This is a genomic window from Clostridia bacterium, assembly GCA_035628995.1.
In the GTDB taxonomy this organism is placed as follows: Bacteria; Bacillota; Clostridia; order Lutisporales; family Lutisporaceae; genus BRH-c25.
In genome coordinates, this window is record DASPIR010000020.1 from 1 (window position 1) to 16,888 (window position 16,888).

The window sequence follows — 16,888 nt, forward strand, 5'->3', positions numbered from 1 at the left end:
ACGGTGGGAAAAAATATTCTGAAACATAAGTAATAATCGATAAAGAGTAAGTATCAAAACTCTCTAATGTCGCTATATATTATATAAAATTAACCGTGCAATTCCGTAGGAATCCGTGGAACATCCGTGTGTTCAGTGGTATCCGCTCCTCCGTTCCCCTGTGTCACATTATTCTACAAATGTGTAATCCACTAGATAAATCATTTCAAAAAATATCTCATTAATATTACCTAATAATGGCTATAATAATATAAAAAGCTGAAAGCCACTAAGTCTCCAGCTTGCTAAACACTATATATAACTTGACCATGCTTTAAAATCTCATTAAGAAATCCGCTTCCATCATTTTTTTCCTCCAACAGAACTGGTTCGATTCTATCATCTACGTTTCTTCTTAATTTATAAAGCATAGCTTCTGTTTCCAGAAAGTCATCATCAACTGCAACAACTATCACAGCTATATCAATATCACTTTCCTCTTTCCAGTTTCCTTTTGCATAAGAACCATATAAAACTATCTTTTGCGGCTTTATTTTCTCACTGACTAAAATTGCATATTGCATTGCCTTTTCTAAAACCTGGCTTTTATCCATATAAATAAAGCCTCCGTTTCCTCAATTATTCTATTGCATTTCTCTTTTGTCAATGATTTTAAAAGCTTATCCTTAACAGTTGGATATCTTGCTTCAATATTCAATGGTTCAAGTAAATCAATTGTATCCCTTTAGAGCCTTTTCTATTACTTGATGGCACATAAAGCCTACATATAAATACCGTTCTCCCAAAAGCATGACTTTAGCTGTTTCCATGTCATACTCTGCTAACTCAAGCCAGTATTTTTTCCTTTCTTGATTATCCATCATATCACTTCCCTATATATGTAAATCCTAATTTAATTGTACCATGTGTGCGTGTTAAATGAAATAGACAGAATTGTGGTTAATAGGAATGTGGCACCAAAGACAGATTGTCCTTTATCTTATTTTGTTAAAACTCGCCAAAAAATACCAAATTATGTTCAATCAAGGAGTGGTTAAACTATATATAAAGGATTTCAAAAGGAGTGTAATAAGAATGAAGCATTTTAAGCTTCCATTTATGATTTTTGTACCGCTTCTTGCTCTTACTATGTTTTCAATCAGCTTAAATAAAGTCAATGCCTATTCATATGATTTAAAAAACATTAAAACTTTAAGTATAGACACAACCGGAGATAACGTAGAAGAGCATATAAAAATACTTGCAGATGAAGAAAATAAAGGCTATATAGTGAAAATAGTACATGGTGATAATAAAGTTTATGAATTAAAACCTGATAAAGAGTTCGAGTTTTTAGCTCCTTATACAACATTTTGGAAACTAAATATTATAGTTGCTGATATAAATGCTGATTCTGTCCCTGAAATTATTACTTGGGGCAGCATGACGCACGAAAATCCAATTCATATTTTTAGATGGAATGGAACTGACTATGGAATCATCTTTAGTGGCTTTTATCAAGGGTTCGAATTCGAAGATATAACTGGAGATGACATTTTAGAATTTGTTATTGAAAATAGACTTTATGGAACAGGCTATGAAAGCATATATTATCAATGGCAAGACAATAAATATAGTAAGATTTTTTATGAATTTGATGGTTTTAGAGGCTTTCCGATAATAAATCAATTATTTGCCATTTTGCCTGTAACCCAACCATATTTATATACCAAAGACGTATTAGATAATATTTTTACAGACGAGTGGATCAGCAATAAAAATAACCTTAAATTATTGGAGGAATTCAACAAAGACTTATTAAATATTCAAATTGTTGAGTATGTAGATGCTAAAATAGAATATAAAAATAAAGTTCCAATTAAAGAAACATGGAAATTCAGAGTTAATACCTATAGGATAGTTGATACCACAGTATCCGTAAAAGTAGTGGCTATGATTGTTGATATGAAAATTATCAGTAGTATTGATGGTAAAGATATTTGGAGAATAGATAATATAAAGTTTGTAGAATGAAAAATGGTTTGTATTTCTATGGCAAATAACCTTCTTAAAGCATTGCTACGAGAGGGTTACTTCTTATTCAAAACAAAAGAGACAGTCCCTCTGCCTACAGAAAAATTCTATAGCAAAAAGAACCGTCCCCAACGCTTTCTTGGTACTTATGTTAGGTTTAACCCACTATCTATTATCTATCTTTTCCGGATACATATCATGGTAGCATAACCTTTTTGATGCTACTTCCACCCACTTTGTGTTTGGCTTCCCATAATTGCAAAACGGATCTATAGATATCCCACCTCTGGGTGTGAATTTCCCCCAGACTTCAATATATTTCGGTTCAAGCAGCTTTATTAAGTCCTTCATAATTATATTGATACAGTCTTCATGAAAATCCCCATGATTTCTAAAACTCAGCAAGTAGAACTTAAGTGATTTACTCTCCACTAACAGGTTATCCGGTACATAGGATATATATATCGTTGCAAAATCAGGCTGTCCGGTTTTCGGACACAGGCTGGTGAACTCAGGGCAATTAAACTTTACAAAATAGTCATTTCCCGGGTGTTTATTCACGAAGCACTCCAGTACGGCAGGATTATAATCATAATTATATTTTGTATCTTGATTGCCAAGTAAAGTAACACCTTGCAATTCTACATCATTTCTTCCACTCATTAGTTATCCTCCCTTTTACTTACTTTAATAATCTTAATTTTTTTAGATAGCCCGAACGATTCAATTTACCTAACTTTCCCCCTCAATTGCTTTACAAGAATAACTCCGACTATTCCAGGAATGATTTGCCCTATAATTAAGCTGACAGCAAGAATCATATATGGAACATGTATTAAGTAAGACAACCATATTGGAACAATCAAGCCCGGGATTAATATAATAGGAAGTGCAATTAACCAATCATTCAACTTATATTTTTTTATTATATATACAAGCAAAGAGGTTAAAATTCCTACAAACAATCCTCCAATCATATCAAAAATCCCCAGACCTCCCATCAGAGTGTTGCTCAAGAGGTTGCTAAGTCCCAATGGTACAATTAAGAAAGGGTAAATTGCACTTAATGCATAGATCGAAGTTGCCATTCTAATTTGAAATTGACCAAAAGCAAATCCTTGTGTAAGAATCATTATTGTTATGTACAGAGCCATAACGATTCCTGAAATTGTGATTTTTCTAACTGCAGAAACATTCATTTCTTACCTCCACATTTAAATACTTTTACTGTTTTGGAAAATAAAAAAGGACAGATTCTGTCCATAAACTCACACAACCAAGTATTAATAACTTACATTTGTATTTCTGAAGGTTTGCAAATAAAAAAAGGGTTATCCAACCCTAAACGCACAAACATACTATTAATACTTAATAGTTTTCCTAGTTTTGTTTACAGACAGGATGGTTACGAACTGTCTTATTCAATTTCATGGGTATTATATCATTATTTCAGCGCTAATACAATACGTCTCAGATATTCCCATTATTAATTGCAGTCAATAGGTTATTTCACCCAGATAACCCAATCTTAATTCCGAAATATCCCTATTGAACATTATGCAAAAGTAGTATTTTATAATTACAATTTATATTCTATTTATAAGGAGGCGGATATTCCTTGGCAGAACGTTATAATAAGATTCCATGCCAGCTAGGTAGGAGGGATTACAGCCTCAATTGTCTTGCCTTGATATTCAAACAATGCCAGGCTTTTGCGTTGTGGAGCTGCAATCACTATCACCGATTTTGTGTTTTCCAGCGTGCTTTCGCAGTCATAGTTGAAGTCCGTAATTGGAGCTGGTTTATGGCTGAAGTGGCGGCATCCTTCGCCAGGCTCTGTTCCTCAGAAGCTGTAAGGCGTCTGAAAACATGCCAGAATCCCGAATGCGGATGGTTTTTTTTAGATGAGAGTAAAAGCGGGAACAGAAAATGGTGCGATGAGACTTGTGCCACCCTTATGAAGGTAAGAAGATTCCGGCAAAAGCAAAAAGAAAATGATTAGGCCTGAGACTGTTAACCTAACTATCTTCAATATGGCGGCTATTTAGTAGTCAAGCTATCGAGAGGTCCCTGGTATTTCGTAAATATTGCTTACGCTTATTCAGTGCAGTTGTTTGGAATTTTACTTTCCGCTTTGTCCCAAGCCACTATATAGCTATGACCTTTGAGCAAAAAACCGAAGATGAGGGCAGGCTGAATAACCATCCTCAGCCTTGCTTTACCCACGTTCTAAAGATGGTAAAATCCTCATTATCGCATTCAGTGCACTTCCTCTGGATTCCTTCTCCATATATTATACTGTCTCCCTCCCGCCCCAGAATATTCCTGCCACTTTTCTCAAGTATATATATGGAGCCGCATTTACCACAGGTTAGCTTAAACATCCCCAAAGCTAATTACCCCCTTTGGCTTGCGAAGTCAGCTTTTTCTTCTCACCAGATATTAAATTCAAACCTGTTGAAAGAAGCTTAACAATGTCAATATCAGTTCTATATACCAAAGTTCTTAGTCCTGGAGTTTTCATCAACGTCATTAGTAGGTCAAAATCCTTGTTGGTAGCTGCATTCAATAATGGTCTGAGTGTTTTCAACTCCTCGCTCTTTTTATTAGAATCCTTCATTAGCAGATTAATGTCTGAGCCTTGAGCAATACTCCTGCCTGTCATTACACCAGACAATACTGCATTGAACTGTCCAAAACCCAGGAATGGCTCAGCTCCGCCCCCTGCAGCGCCTGCAAAGTAGATTTTCCCCACCTTGTTGGTGGTTACCGTTCCCGCATGGTGAGGCAATTCCCAGGATTCCAGCATGTTATATTTTTTTAAAATATCACGTGACTCCAGAAATCGATGCCAATAATTATTTAGCTCCTCATGTTCAATATTTTGAACCACATGCGCAATAACCGCTTTGTTTTTACTATAAGGAGCAGAGTATACGTAAACCCCCTTGGTAAGCTCATTATCCAGCCACATTTGTAAAGTACGGTCTTCAAAGTCTCCTTCAAAAATACCCCCCTTTACCCATGTTCGCATTATCTCCTGCCAAATTCCATATCGTGTGGGGGTTGACCAGTGACCGTCAGCCACAACGATATAATCAAACTCATTTTCCAAATCTTCAGGCTGCACAAAGCTGTTAAAGATAACCTGTGACTTGACTTGTGCACGAAGCTGGGTTTTTACATCGTTCTCTCCCATCCCACGAATCATAAAGCAGCCTAAATGCCCAGTAACAGTGACTTGATTATTGGGTGAGTAATGTATGACTTTTCGGAACTGATTCAGCGGTTTTAGCTTAATCCCTAATTTTTTATCCATATACTTAATAGGGTCTGAAGCCGGACGTGTAATCAGTCCTAAAAAAGCTGATACATGGGGTTGATTCTCACCAATAAAGCCATTCCGTTCAAAAATTACCGGATATATTCCATTCCTCTCCAATTCTATTGCACACGACAACCCAGCGGTTCCCGCTCCTATTATAGCGACTTTCATATCAAACACCTATATATTTCGCGAAAAACATTTTCATTCTTCATTCAAATTTCGCGTAAATATTCCCTTTATTATTATTGAATTCGCACTTTACCCAATAGGAATACTGAACTGCGTTCAATGTTCCTAATATTATTTATATTATTACCCAATTTGAAAAATAAAAGTAAAAAAGCCTTGAGTTTTCTCCTGAATATTTAACAAACCCAAGTAAAGAATAATACCTGATAAGTAACATTTATAATAGGAGCTTTTGAACATGTAGGATAAGATGTTACAAATTATATATGAGGATTTTAGAGGTGCAATATGTCAAGTTTATTCTGGTATATTTGCCTGACTGTCATCGGTGTGGGAATCGCCGCCTTTGCAATATATACGAAAAGACACGCTTTTAAAATATCAACACTTGCTGTATTCTATTTATTTACAGCAAGCGTTACTTGGATTGGCGAATTTACCGTACTTGGTATTTTTGATTCCTATGCATACAAGCCCGGTATATCTACAGACCCTTGGGCTGAAAACCTTGTAGGGCACCTTTTCCTCAATGTGTCTATGTTTCCTGCCGCTGCACTTCTGATGGTGACTTACTCTTTGGGCTATTTGGGGGTCTCCTTGATTACAGCGGCCTTCATCCTTATAGAGTATTTGTTTGTGAAACTGGGAATATATGAGCATCATTGGTGGAAATACTATATGTCGGGTATTAATACCGTTGTCTTTCTGGTAATAGTCACGAAATGGTTTGCTAAAATAAAACATGCACAATATAATATCCCACGATTATTTACATTCTACTTTGTTGGGTTTCTCATTATTCATACCCCCGCTCCCTTGCTCTTGCTTTTGGGAAAACAATATTATAGCTTGGGCTTGATTGATAAAATAGTTGGCAACATGTACAGATCCAGTATAATATTTATTTTTAGTTATCATCTGATTGAAATTGCCTTTTTAGTATTTTTTGTATGTGTCCTGGATAAGTGGTATTGGAAGCTGGTGCCGTTTATCATAGCCATTGTGGGGCAAAGAATACTAGCTAAAATGAACATATTGATTTTTATGGAAGGATGGAAGTTGATTTACACAATTATTATTTATACTGTATGTCTAGCAGCTTTTATTCTTATTGAAAAACATACGTTGAAACCAGATTAGCAATATGCAATTAATAAGCAAAAGGGACAAGGTATGTCCCCTTGTCCCTCTAAAAAGTATCAAATGTTACATATTCCCCAACCGGCTTTCTATAACCACGCATTCTCCTGTTTTTTGTATCTTCTTTTCCCATTGTAATCAGCAGCGCAGGTTCTAAGTTTTCAGGTATATTAAATATCTCACGCACCTTATCTGTTTCAAACCCTATCATTGGACAGGTATCCCATCCGAAATCCTTGGCGATAAGCACAAAAAGCATAGCTGATAAAGAAGCATTTCTAATCGCCTCATCACGCTGAAACTCTTTACCTCTGCCTTCATATAAGCCGGTTATACCTTGAATCAGTTGATTATACTCAAATTCTTGATATACTCCCAAATGCAGCATGCCAGAATAAATTTGTTCTGCATTCTTGTATGCTTCCTTATCTCCCAAAACAATTATAGCTGCGGATGCAGTATGTATTTTATATTGATTAAATGCTGCTGTTCTTAATTTCTCCTTTTTATCTGCGTCAGTTATAACAAGATAGTGTGCATGCTGCAGGTTATGGCATGATGGTACAAGCCTTAGCTGCTCAAATATCTCATTAAAATCCTCCGAAGGGATCTTAACACCTTCAATGAAATTATTGGCTGAACGTCTTTCGTTGATAATTGATTTTAAGTCTTTCATAATTAACTCTCCTATCATATTTAAGTATATTTTTGTTACTATTTGTAACCAACTTACTATATGTAATTATTGTACAATAAGGTACTTACTTTTGTCAAGTAAGTATGATAAAATAACTATGGGAGTTGATTATATGGGAAAACATGAATTATGTCCAAGGTATGAAATAGCTTTTGAATTATTGGGGAAGAAATGGACGGGACTTATTATCCGTTCTTTATTAAGCGGTCCAAAAAGATTCTCAGATATTTCCGGAATGATACCCAGCCTTAGTGCCAAAGTACTGACAGAGCGCTTTAAGGAGCTCGAGAGAGAAGGCATTCTTATTCGAAATGTTTATCCGGAAACGCCTGTGCGTATCGAGTATAAACTGACAGAGAAGGGAAAGTGCTTGGAATCCGCACTTGACGAAATCCAAAAATGGGCTGAGCAATGGGTGAGCTTATAAAACTATTAAAAGCTGCAGTTTTCAAACTGCAGCTTTCGTTTTTTCTTATTCTATCCTATTTGAAGCTTCTTATTGGATTGGCAATTCTGATTTTAGCATATCGCTATAATTGATTGAGTTCTCAGGTGTGACAACTGGCATTTCAATAGTCATATCCTTATTTATGTCATATGTCAGCATGCTGAAATCAAGACCTACATTATAAATGCCAGCACTTACATATTTGCTGTCTTTTAAGGTTTCTATGCTGTTTAGCTTAGCAACGTCAATAGCAAAATCTATGCTCCCTGACTGGCTTACTATATAACCACTTTCATCTACAGCATATTCCAGTGTTATACCTTTTTCCCCAAATATCTGTATGTTCTCAATCTGGTCCATTGCCTTGTTGAACTCTGCAAGCATTGCTGGTTTTTCCTTTTCATAATCAGCCATCAGTTTGTCAAAATCAGCTGTAGGACTCTTTACTCCCGGTGCAGATGCGGAAAACTTTTCAATAAGCTTAATGTAGTCAACTGCGAAGGCCATCGCATCCTTATTGTTTGCAAAATTGTTTACAGTGTACCTTATAAGCTTTTTAGCAGCCTTATCATCAAGCTTAACCTGATAAGCCTGAGCTTTTATCGTGCGGCCTGGTATTATTATATCTTTTGTACCTGCAGCAGTTATGAATTTGAAGCCGGGATCATACTGCGCCAGGTATTTTCCCATAAATGCAAGGGTCTTTTCTTGTAATTCCTTTGTAAGCTTCATTGTTTCTGCATAATCTGCCCCTGGCACCTGTCCAGTAAGCTCAGGAGTTTTCATCATCTCGCTTAAATCCATTACCATATATTCCATACCCGCCATTGATGGATCAGAAGCTGTAATTATTGCTGGAAGTTTTATGATCTCTTTTAGCCTGGGTGAACTGCCATTCAAATCCATATCTACCCAGACACCCATATCTATTGACATTCCAGCCATGAACATATTTACACCAGCCTGTGCTTTGGCTATAGTGTTATCAGCATTTGCACTCTGCTTCATTTTCATAGAAATCTTAGCACCATTAAGCATTGCTTTCGCCTGCGCAAAGCTTGCTTGTTCCTCTTCGCTTAGGCCTGTGGCATCCAATCTTAAAGTTAATTGCATATCATTCTGACTTGACTTTATGGATTGACTCTTCACCATTGCATCATAAAGCGCCTTGCCTTCAGCAGTAGATGTACAGCCCGAAAGCAAACTCACTACCATACACATTGTCATGATTAGTGCTGCTATTTTTTTAATATTTTTCATTAATACACCTCCATATACAATTTATTATATCACTTGCATGTTTCTATCTCAACTGACTAATTCTTACATTATTATTACATTTTACGCCTTTACTTATGCTTTTACCTATATACTAAATAGTGTGTGGAAATAGTAAAGGGACAGTCCATCCATGATCTGTCCCTTTTTCCCTATTGTGATATTTGTGAAGTAAGATTGTTTACTGCGGCATTGGCATTTGATGATGCCTGTACCTGAAGCTCCGATAGACCGTTCAAATTCTCAGCCACAGTTTCAACATTTCTTATCTCCAGCGCAAGCTGTGTAAGTATTTTGGTTATCTCCTTTGCAAAATCCTGACTGCTGGCAGCCATCTTCTGCACCTCATTTGCTACTACAGAGAAACCCCTCCCTTGCTCCCCAGCCCTGGCAGCTTCAATTGTAGCATTAATGCCCAATATTTTGGTTTGCTTTGATATATTGTTTACATATTGAATAATCCTGTCAGTCTCTTCTATATAATTAATAGAAGTTTTAGCTATTTCATTCAGTTTTTTATTAATAGCATAGGTACTGTCAATTGAATCTGTTATATTTTTTAGATGATTCTGCACTTGTTCTGAAGTTTCCTTAATAGCTGCAATCTGCTTATTCAGTTTCTCCAGCACTTCAATGTCCCTTCTGACAAGGCTCATAATAAGCAGTGCCCCAGAGGAATCGATTATTGTACATATGCTTCCGAACTTCTCATTCAATTCCTGCTTAACATTTTCATTGCCGGTTGCCTCTAAAATCAAATCCAGACCTGCAGTTTTAATATCTCCTATGGATTTTGAGTATTTGATGCCTAATTTCCTTGCAAGTATTATTCCCGGTGCGTCATCTCTGTTGTCTATTACCTGTACAATCGTAATTTCATCATTCTTTGAAAAAGACTCAATTATATTTTTTCCGCCAGTACCTGCTCCTACTATTGCAATATTCATAGGTCTATCCCCCCCTGTGATGATTTCCATCATAGTATCATGTGTCTTTTATAGAATATCAATTCTACTCCATTATGTAAATCATTTTATACCATTCTTGATCCTTGTTTACAAAAAATTGCAGCATCTCAGATGTTTGCGGTCAATTGTACCATCTACATCCAGGCGTCTCATCGAAGTGCCATAATATATGTCAGCCAGGCGCTTAAAACCCAGACGTGTAGCAGAGCCCATCAAGTATGCAGATTCCTTTGCATCACTTTTCCTACGTCTATTCAAGGCTTCGATAATTCCTTCAGCGTTTCTGATACCTATACCATGGCCATAATACATTCCTTTGCTAAGATCTATTGCATTCTCGCCCTGCCATTCAGGTGTGAGAGGGTTAACGTCAGGGTTTTTAAAATACCGACAGTCTCCCGGCAATATATCTGAAACACTTTGATAATGTCTGATTCCAAGATCACTGTCGAGATACCCCCAATTCATCAGATAAATACCTTGGAAAAGATCATTGAACTGTTTTTCAGAAAATATTCCGACAAGAGCTTTATAATAGATAATGACTATTGCTGTAGCGCATTCTGTCCCATATTTAATACTGTTATTATATATGTCTCTAATCGCATCAGAGGGCTTGATTCCATTCTTTAGCAGAAAGCCCCCTTCATCGGTACGCTCCCAGTAATCCGCATTACACATGGATTTTCGGAAGGTTCTAAAGGCGAATTTGCTTTTGCCAAGTTCTATAGCTGCATCAACTATATTCGCACGAAGATCCAACTCAAACTTTAATTGATCAAGGGTCGCATACTTATAAACCACACTGCTTAAAGACAGCTTATCAAGTGTTGTTCTTTGGACACTGCCCACCATGTAATGGAATCCCATGCTCCCTGAAGTAATATCACTACCTGAGATTTTAATCATACTACTTCCCCCATCCATAAGCTGGCGATTTCCACTTGCTCTGCAATCGGACGATGTATCCACGTATTCCAACGATGAATATCGTTATTATGTATCATATGTGAATACCCAGAAAGCATTATTTTAATATCATCATCCAATCCAATGAATTTTTCCAGCATCTTATGCTCATATTCAGTGAGAGGTTCTATGGTTCTACCGGTGTCTATAGAAACAGCTTTGCACAGATATTTGGCATACAGTATTACACGGTAAGGCTTAGGATTGATGGATTGTTGAAAGCTTTCCCCAGTAAAATACAGGTACGGATAGTTTCTTTCCAGCCAGTTCAAAACAATTGAATGCTGCCTTTCATAAGCTGCTGGCCTCTTTGTGTCTATGCCCGGAATGAAGCCCAATAGCTTTTGTGCAAGCCTGACATCCTCCGGTTGTTCGGATAACAGATGGGCGGCAATCAATATCAAGCCATAGGGATATCGGGATTCAAAAAAGGCCCAGATCAACTCATTATAGAAGTATCCTCTTCTATTTCTTTCAAATATCAGATCCGACATAACCTTCAGGACCGTTCTATCGCCATATACCTTAACAAGGAGTGCCGAGGAGGCATCCAAAACCTTATCATAATCATCCTCAAGCCCGTCATCAATAAATCCGGATATCAGAATCCACTTCAGAACTGAGCAAACTGTCTGTATATATTCACTTGATGAACATTTCATAGGCGGTATGCCCTTATTACCTAACAGAACTTCGTCTATAACACTGATGGCAATTTTATTCCGCAGGCTCAGATAATCAGAAAGGTTTAATGCCTCTATTTCAGGCCTGAGTATATACAAGCTGCCGAAATGCAAGTTTTCTTCATTGACTAAGCTGATTGCCGCCTTATAATCTTTTTTGCTCAATTCGCTAAAAAAAGCCTTTAATCCAGTCACACCCTGTTCAAACCTTATAGTGTCCAGAGTGTCTGGGGTATCTGTGTTGGATGCCATTCTAAATACATCTCCATATCAAAATAATACATTATATGAGATCCGGTTTATAATGTTACTCCGGCTATATAAATCGAAATATATATTTTAAATAATTAAAACCTCAGCAAAACTGTAAGCCGAAACCCCTCATCATAACATAAACTACAGAAAAATGTTTAAACTATTGTAGTCTGAATAAATATTCCATTTAAGTTAAACAGCATAGGATGTGATAATTTGTCTCCAAATGCCAAGAACAATACACCGGAATCCGAATTCCAAACGGAAGATAAGCTTTATAATACATCAACTGAAGTAACAAGTGATAATATACGCTCAATGCTTGGCAGCAATGCCGATTTCACAAGCCGGACATTCTTAATAAGAGATAATTCTAAGATACCTGCTACTCTGGCTTATATTGACGGCTTAGTTAACAGCAAATTAGTAAATGACAACATCTTGAAGCCCCTTGCTCAAGAGAAGCAATTTGACACCTGCAAGACAGCCGCAGATGCCATAGGGCTAATAAGTATGGGTATAGTATATTCATCCGCAATGAAGTTAAGGACAAACCTGAAGGACCTTATTGATGATATCCTCGAGGGCAGCATTGCAATAATATTCAACGATGCAAAAACAGCCTTCACCTTCGAGGCCAAGAGTGATCTTAAGCGTGCTATCTCTGAACCTGCGGCGGAAACTGTCATCAAGGGCTCGAAGGACTCCTTCGTTGAAGAATTAAGGACAAATACCGCATTATGCAGGAAAAAAATCAAATCCCCCTATTTGAGTGTAGAAGAGATTAGTGTAGGAAAACAAACAAAAACTACCATAGCGATAGTATATATGAAAAACATTGCCAATAGAAAGCTAGTAGACGAAGTGAAGCAAAGGCTCGAAGCCTTTGACATAAGTGCAACTCTTACGCCGGGTGTAATAGAGGAGCTGCTCGTTGATGATAAGTATTCAACATTTCCCCAGGTACAGTATACAGAAAGACCTGACAGATTTTGTATAAACATTGTCGAAGGACGCGTAGGAATCATGATTGAAAGCGTGCCCACTACTTATATAGTCCCGGGCACTCTGCTTCAGTTTATTCAAGCACTTGATGACTACTCATTTCATTTCATTGTCGGATCCGCCCTTCGATTCTTAAGATTTCTGGCCATGTTCGTCACACTGGTGTTTCCTGGCTTCTTTATAACCATTACTACCTTCCACCCTGAGATGATACCCACAGAGCTGACCTTCTCGATAGTAGCATCCAGGGAAGGTGTGCCTTTTCCAATGTTTGTGGAAGTCATGATCCTGCTGATTGCTTTTGAATTCCTGGTGGAAGCAGGCTTAAGGCTGCCAAAAGCCATAGGCCAAACGGTATCTATTGTCGGGGCTTTGGTGGTAGGCCAAGCTGCAGTTGAGGCTAAGCTGGTGTCCCCTGCCACCGTAATCGTAGTAGCAATTACCGCTATTGCAGGCTTCACAATGCCCAACCAGGATTTCAGCAATGCTCTGAGACTCTGGCGCTTCATCTTTGTAATATTAAGCAGCATTATAGGGATATTCGGTCTTACTTTCGGGTTGATATTTCTTCTTTACCATTGGTGTAAGATGGAGACCTACGGAGTCCCATACCTGGATCCCTTTGTGGCTAATGAGGATGAACAGCTTCATGACACTCTTTTCAGGTTTCCCTTTAGCACTATGAAAAAGCGGCCGAGTAGTCTGAACACTAAGAATAAGAAAAGGATGGAGTGAGGACCTGATATGCGAAAATTTGCAGTTATATCAGCTCTATTAGTAATAGTCACAGCTCTATCCGGCTGTGCGCAGATTGCTCGAGGAAGGGCAGAGATTGACAAGCTCTTTATCACAAGGATACTATCCATAGATAAGACGCCCGATGGAAAGGTTATGTTGACACTTACGACAAAGAGCCTCCAAATCGGCGGGAATGGCGGCGGCGGACAGACACAGAAAGGGGAAAGTGTCGTCTCTGAGGGAGATACTGTATTTGAGGCAGCCAGGAATCTTTTGATATACGCAGACAGAAGACCCCATTACGGACATACGGAATACATATTGTTTGGCGAGGAAATCGCCAAGGAAGGTTTGCTGCCGTATCTGGATTTTATCAGCAGGCAGTATGAGTTCCGTTATAATGCAAAGGTTTATATAGTCAGGGGAGCTACTGCAAATTCATTGGTAAAAAAGACGAATACACAGAAAATGTTTGTAGGCGACAGGATTGCGAGTATAGAAGAGAGTGCCCAGAACACAACCTTGTCCACTACTGTTACACTGAATGAAGCTTTGCTGATATTTGACAATAAGAACCTTGCCACTTTCCTCCCTTTTATTGAGGAAAAGAAAGCCATTATAAAGGAAGGAGAGGAGGAGAAATCCGATGTACTACTGAGAGGTTATGCAATATTCAAGCGTGATAAGCTTTTCACCTTCACTTCGGAAGAACAGGCGAGGGGGATAAGCTGGATAATGAACCGGTCCGGTTCAGGCATCATCATAGTCAAAAGCAAGGCAGGGGAAAAGGTATCCCTTGAGATTATTGCTAATAAAGCTAAGCAAATACCCCGAATCGAGGGCAACGAGCTGCGCTGCACTATAGAGATGTCTATTACATCAAATATTGGAGAAATTATGGGAACTGAAACTCTGCTTAACCCGGAAAGCGTCAAATATCTAAAAACAGAGCAGGAAAAAATAGTGAAACAGATACTTGAGAAAACGGTAAGATTGTCCCAGGAAAACAACTTAGACCAATTTAGCACTATAACCAAGTTTATTTTCAAATATCCAATGATGCGTGACTATTTTGAAAAGAATTGGAAGGACTTGTATCCCGATGTTAAATTTGATTTCAAGGTTGATTCCAATATCAAGGGAACCTACCTGCTTAATGATCCAACCGGAAGCACTGAGAAGGTCATGGGTGAATGAGTATGCTAATACTTGTTTTTATTGTTATAGTAATAGAAATAATACCAATGATAAAAAAGAAGCAGGGCAAGGAGGCTGTAGTCCTCCTTATACTAGGTGCCATTACACTGGCATACGGCTATTATTACAATACTCATAAGTATACTGCCAGCTTGGTAAATATGATGTTTGAATTATTCAATGTGAGATAAATCGCGCAAAGAAGTTTACATTGAATAGATGCGATTTATAACATCAATGAAACGTTTCGCACTATTGAACTATTATGTAAAGGATTTAGTGCTAAACATATAGATAAGGAGTACTTTTATGAAAGCCAGCAAAGACAAGATATCAGTGAGACAGCTCCTTTTTGTATTCACAATAATTGTATCCTCCCCTGCTACCAGGTTTCTTCCAAAGTATGCAGCAGCAAAAGCTGCCCAGGCCGGCTGGTTATCTCCGGTTGTGTGCATTGTACCTTTTATTGCGCTAATATTCATGATTGACTCAATACTGAAGAAATACAAAGGGCAAAGCATGTCTGAGGTAATAAACATTTTATTGGGGAAATACTTGGGGAAGCTTGTGCTGGTGATATACTTGCTGTGGGCAGTCTGGCTTTCGGCAATGTATATGCGTTACTACGCAGAGCGGCTTACCAGTTCAATATATCCCAATATCAATAATAATGTGCTGATAATATTAACACTCATACCAATAGCTTATATACTGCGTTCCGGCTTTACGGTAATAGCAAGAATGTGTGAAATTCTGCTGCCTTTTATCGGTGCAATGCTTGTAATGCTGGCGGCCTTTCTGCTGCCCAGTATAAGGGTTGACAATGTATTGCCCATATCTTTCAATGATGTAGTGCCAATAGTAGAAGCGAGCTTGGGATCAACTGCAATATTGTCCTACTTATTTCTTCTATTCTTTTTAAGTGGCAAGGTTGTGAACATGAAAAGCTTTAAAACCTTCGGGTATATCGCCACCTATATAAATGTATCCAGTTTAATGCTGGTAATCTTCATTACAATCGGGGTGCTGGGCAATTCAGTTGCTCAAAGGGCCCCAATGCCTGTATTGATTACTGTTAAACAAGTATCGCTAATGGACACAATCGAAAACATAGAAGCAATAATAATTGCAATATGGATTTTTGCCGATTTTACTCTGATTTCCACTTTGTTTGTTATAACACTTAATCTAATTAAGTCAATATTCAAGCTGTCAGATACAAGGTCTCTGATAAATATATTCGCTGTTCTGGTATATTTTCTCACCATGGGTCTCTGCTCCAACAAATTTGAGCTTGAGGAATTCTCCAATAAACTTTTCATACCTCTAAGCCTGTTATTTGGCTATGGCTTTCCGGTTATTTTATTTACTTTATCCAAGCTTAGGAAAGGTAGTAAAAACACCGAAAAATCAAATTAACCCTTCTCTGTTGAATGAGAAGGGTTAATAATTTGCTATGCAATAAAATGTTATTGAGGATTGTACAAACCTTTGCTTTCCATGTATTTGAAGACGCTTTCCCCATGCTGCTGCTCTTCCTTCTGTATATGGTTTAAGGCCTGACGTATATTCGTATCCCTAAATTCATATATTGCATTATCGTAAGCACCGGATACATACTTTTCCGTCATAAGCATGTCATTGCACAGGTCTGCATCATTCTTGCTTCCGCTCCCTGTACTCATGGACTGTGTACTCTGCGTGCCTTGGGCTTGGGTGTTGCTCTGTCCCTGCTGCTGTTGATTCTGATTCATGTTTGGCACCTGTCCGTTCATTATCTGGTTGATGGTATCCAGGTGCTGCTGCTCCGATTTTGCATTGGCGCTGAATACCTGCTTCAATTGCGGATCTTGAGCCTGATTTGCATAATCATTATATTTCTTTATGCATACTTCCTCATGGGTCTTCTGGTCTTGCAAAAGTGTCTTTTCCTTCTGCGTTAAATTGTTCATAAAATCACCTCTTGCTTTAGTATTTTTG

General features: G+C 37.8%; 19 protein-coding genes and 1 pseudogene. 8 read left to right on the forward strand and 12 right to left on the reverse strand.

What is annotated here, in order from left to right:
* Window positions 1-284: 284 nt before the first annotated feature.
* A complete protein-coding gene (locus tag VEB00_05665) occupies window positions 285-593 on the reverse strand; it encodes a nucleotidyltransferase domain-containing protein (protein HYF82497.1) in 309 nt (102 codons plus the stop codon).
* A pseudogene (locus VEB00_05670) lies at window positions 572-863 on the reverse strand (HEPN domain-containing protein). Before VEB00_05670 ends, VEB00_05665 begins: the two are co-directional and overlap by 22 nt.
* A 211-nt stretch (window positions 864-1,074) precedes the next feature.
* Between VEB00_05670 and VEB00_05675 the strand changes: the two are divergent.
* Complete coding sequence (locus tag VEB00_05675) at window positions 1,075-2,013, forward strand: hypothetical protein (protein ID HYF82498.1); 939 nt, start codon at window positions 1,075-1,077, stop codon at window positions 2,011-2,013.
* Between the two features lie 165 nt (window positions 2,014-2,178).
* Here VEB00_05675 and queF read toward each other — a convergent pair whose 3' ends face one another.
* Window positions 2,179-2,676 carry a preQ(1) synthase gene (gene queF, locus VEB00_05680; GenBank protein HYF82499.1) on the reverse strand — a complete coding sequence of 166 codons (498 nt, stop codon included), beginning with the start codon at window positions 2,674-2,676 and terminating at the stop codon, window positions 2,179-2,181.
* Between the two features lie 65 nt (window positions 2,677-2,741).
* Window positions 2,742-3,212 (reverse strand): QueT transporter family protein, encoded by a 471-nt coding sequence (locus tag VEB00_05685; GenBank protein HYF82500.1) that lies wholly within the window; start codon window positions 3,210-3,212, stop codon window positions 2,742-2,744.
* A gap of 419 nt (window positions 3,213-3,631) precedes the next feature.
* Here VEB00_05685 and VEB00_05690 point away from each other — a divergent pair, with 419 nt between their 5' ends.
* Window positions 3,632-4,015 (forward strand): CGNR zinc finger domain-containing protein, encoded by a 384-nt coding sequence (locus VEB00_05690; protein ID HYF82501.1) that lies wholly within the window; start codon window positions 3,632-3,634, stop codon window positions 4,013-4,015.
* A 205-nt stretch (window positions 4,016-4,220) separates the two neighbouring features.
* On the opposite strand, the gene VEB00_05695 is transcribed toward VEB00_05690, so the two are convergent.
* Both VEB00_05695 and VEB00_05700 read right to left on the reverse strand, forming a co-directional pair.
* Entirely contained in the window at window positions 4,221-4,403 is a 183-nt protein-coding gene (locus VEB00_05695) for a hypothetical protein (protein ID HYF82502.1), read from the reverse strand.
* A 2-nt stretch (window positions 4,404-4,405) separates the two neighbouring features.
* On the reverse strand, window positions 4,406-5,509 hold the full coding sequence (locus tag VEB00_05700) for an FAD-dependent oxidoreductase (GenBank protein ID HYF82503.1): 1,104 nt from the start codon (window positions 5,507-5,509) through the stop codon (window positions 4,406-4,408).
* 309 nt (window positions 5,510-5,818) lie between these two features.
* On the opposite strand from VEB00_05700, the gene VEB00_05705 reads away from it, so the two are divergent.
* Complete coding sequence (locus tag VEB00_05705) at window positions 5,819-6,670, forward strand: hypothetical protein (protein HYF82504.1); 852 nt, start codon at window positions 5,819-5,821, stop codon at window positions 6,668-6,670.
* Window positions 6,671-6,719: 49 nt separating this feature from the next.
* Here the strand turns inward: VEB00_05705 and VEB00_05710 are convergent, their stop codons facing one another.
* Entirely contained in the window at window positions 6,720-7,346 is a 627-nt protein-coding gene (locus VEB00_05710) for a nitroreductase family protein (protein ID HYF82505.1), read from the reverse strand.
* A gap of 133 nt (window positions 7,347-7,479) precedes the next feature.
* Between VEB00_05710 and VEB00_05715 the strand changes: the two genes are divergently transcribed.
* Entirely contained in the window at window positions 7,480-7,794 is a 315-nt protein-coding gene (locus tag VEB00_05715) for a helix-turn-helix domain-containing protein (GenBank protein ID HYF82506.1), read from the forward strand.
* 69 nt (window positions 7,795-7,863) lie between these two features.
* Here VEB00_05715 and VEB00_05720 read toward each other — a convergent pair whose 3' ends face one another.
* The 4 genes from VEB00_05720 to VEB00_05735 form a co-directional block, all read right to left on the reverse strand.
* Complete coding sequence (locus tag VEB00_05720; GenBank protein HYF82507.1) at window positions 7,864-9,075, reverse strand: hypothetical protein; 1,212 nt, start codon at window positions 9,073-9,075, stop codon at window positions 7,864-7,866.
* A gap of 170 nt (window positions 9,076-9,245) precedes the next feature.
* Window positions 9,246-10,040, reverse strand: coding sequence for a methyl-accepting chemotaxis protein (locus tag VEB00_05725; GenBank protein HYF82508.1), 795 nt, complete (start codon window positions 10,038-10,040; stop codon window positions 9,246-9,248).
* A gap of 108 nt (window positions 10,041-10,148) precedes the next feature.
* Window positions 10,149-10,970, reverse strand: a complete 822-nt coding sequence (locus tag VEB00_05730) for a protein-glutamine gamma-glutamyltransferase (GenBank protein HYF82509.1) — start codon at window positions 10,968-10,970, stop codon at window positions 10,149-10,151.
* Window positions 10,967-11,965 (reverse strand): hypothetical protein, encoded by a 999-nt coding sequence (locus tag VEB00_05735; GenBank protein ID HYF82510.1) that lies wholly within the window; start codon window positions 11,963-11,965, stop codon window positions 10,967-10,969. Before VEB00_05735 ends, VEB00_05730 begins: the two co-directional genes overlap by 4 nt.
* 219 nt (window positions 11,966-12,184) lie before the next feature.
* Between VEB00_05735 and VEB00_05740 the strand changes: the two genes are divergently transcribed.
* The 4 genes from VEB00_05740 (at window position 12,185) to VEB00_05755 (ending at window position 16,327) form a co-directional block, all read left to right on the forward strand.
* Entirely contained in the window at window positions 12,185-13,708 is a 1,524-nt protein-coding gene (locus VEB00_05740; GenBank protein HYF82511.1) for a spore germination protein, read from the forward strand.
* A 9-nt stretch (window positions 13,709-13,717) separates the two neighbouring features.
* Window positions 13,718-14,908, forward strand: coding sequence for a Ger(x)C family spore germination protein (locus VEB00_05745; protein HYF82512.1), 1,191 nt, complete (start codon window positions 13,718-13,720; stop codon window positions 14,906-14,908).
* Window positions 14,905-15,099 (forward strand): hypothetical protein, encoded by a 195-nt coding sequence (locus VEB00_05750; protein HYF82513.1) that lies wholly within the window; start codon window positions 14,905-14,907, stop codon window positions 15,097-15,099. The genes VEB00_05745 and VEB00_05750 overlap by 4 nt, the downstream gene beginning before the upstream one ends.
* A 118-nt stretch (window positions 15,100-15,217) precedes the next feature.
* Window positions 15,218-16,327 carry a GerAB/ArcD/ProY family transporter gene (locus VEB00_05755; GenBank protein HYF82514.1) on the forward strand — a complete coding sequence of 370 codons (1,110 nt, stop codon included), beginning with the start codon at window positions 15,218-15,220 and terminating at the stop codon, window positions 16,325-16,327.
* 50 nt (window positions 16,328-16,377) lie between these two features.
* Here VEB00_05755 and VEB00_05760 read toward each other — a convergent pair whose 3' ends face one another.
* The gene (locus VEB00_05760; GenBank protein HYF82515.1) at window positions 16,378-16,860 is read right to left on the reverse strand and encodes a spore coat protein; all 483 of its coding nucleotides are present in this window, start codon (window positions 16,858-16,860) and stop codon (window positions 16,378-16,380) included.
* Window positions 16,861-16,888 lie beyond the last annotated feature (28 nt).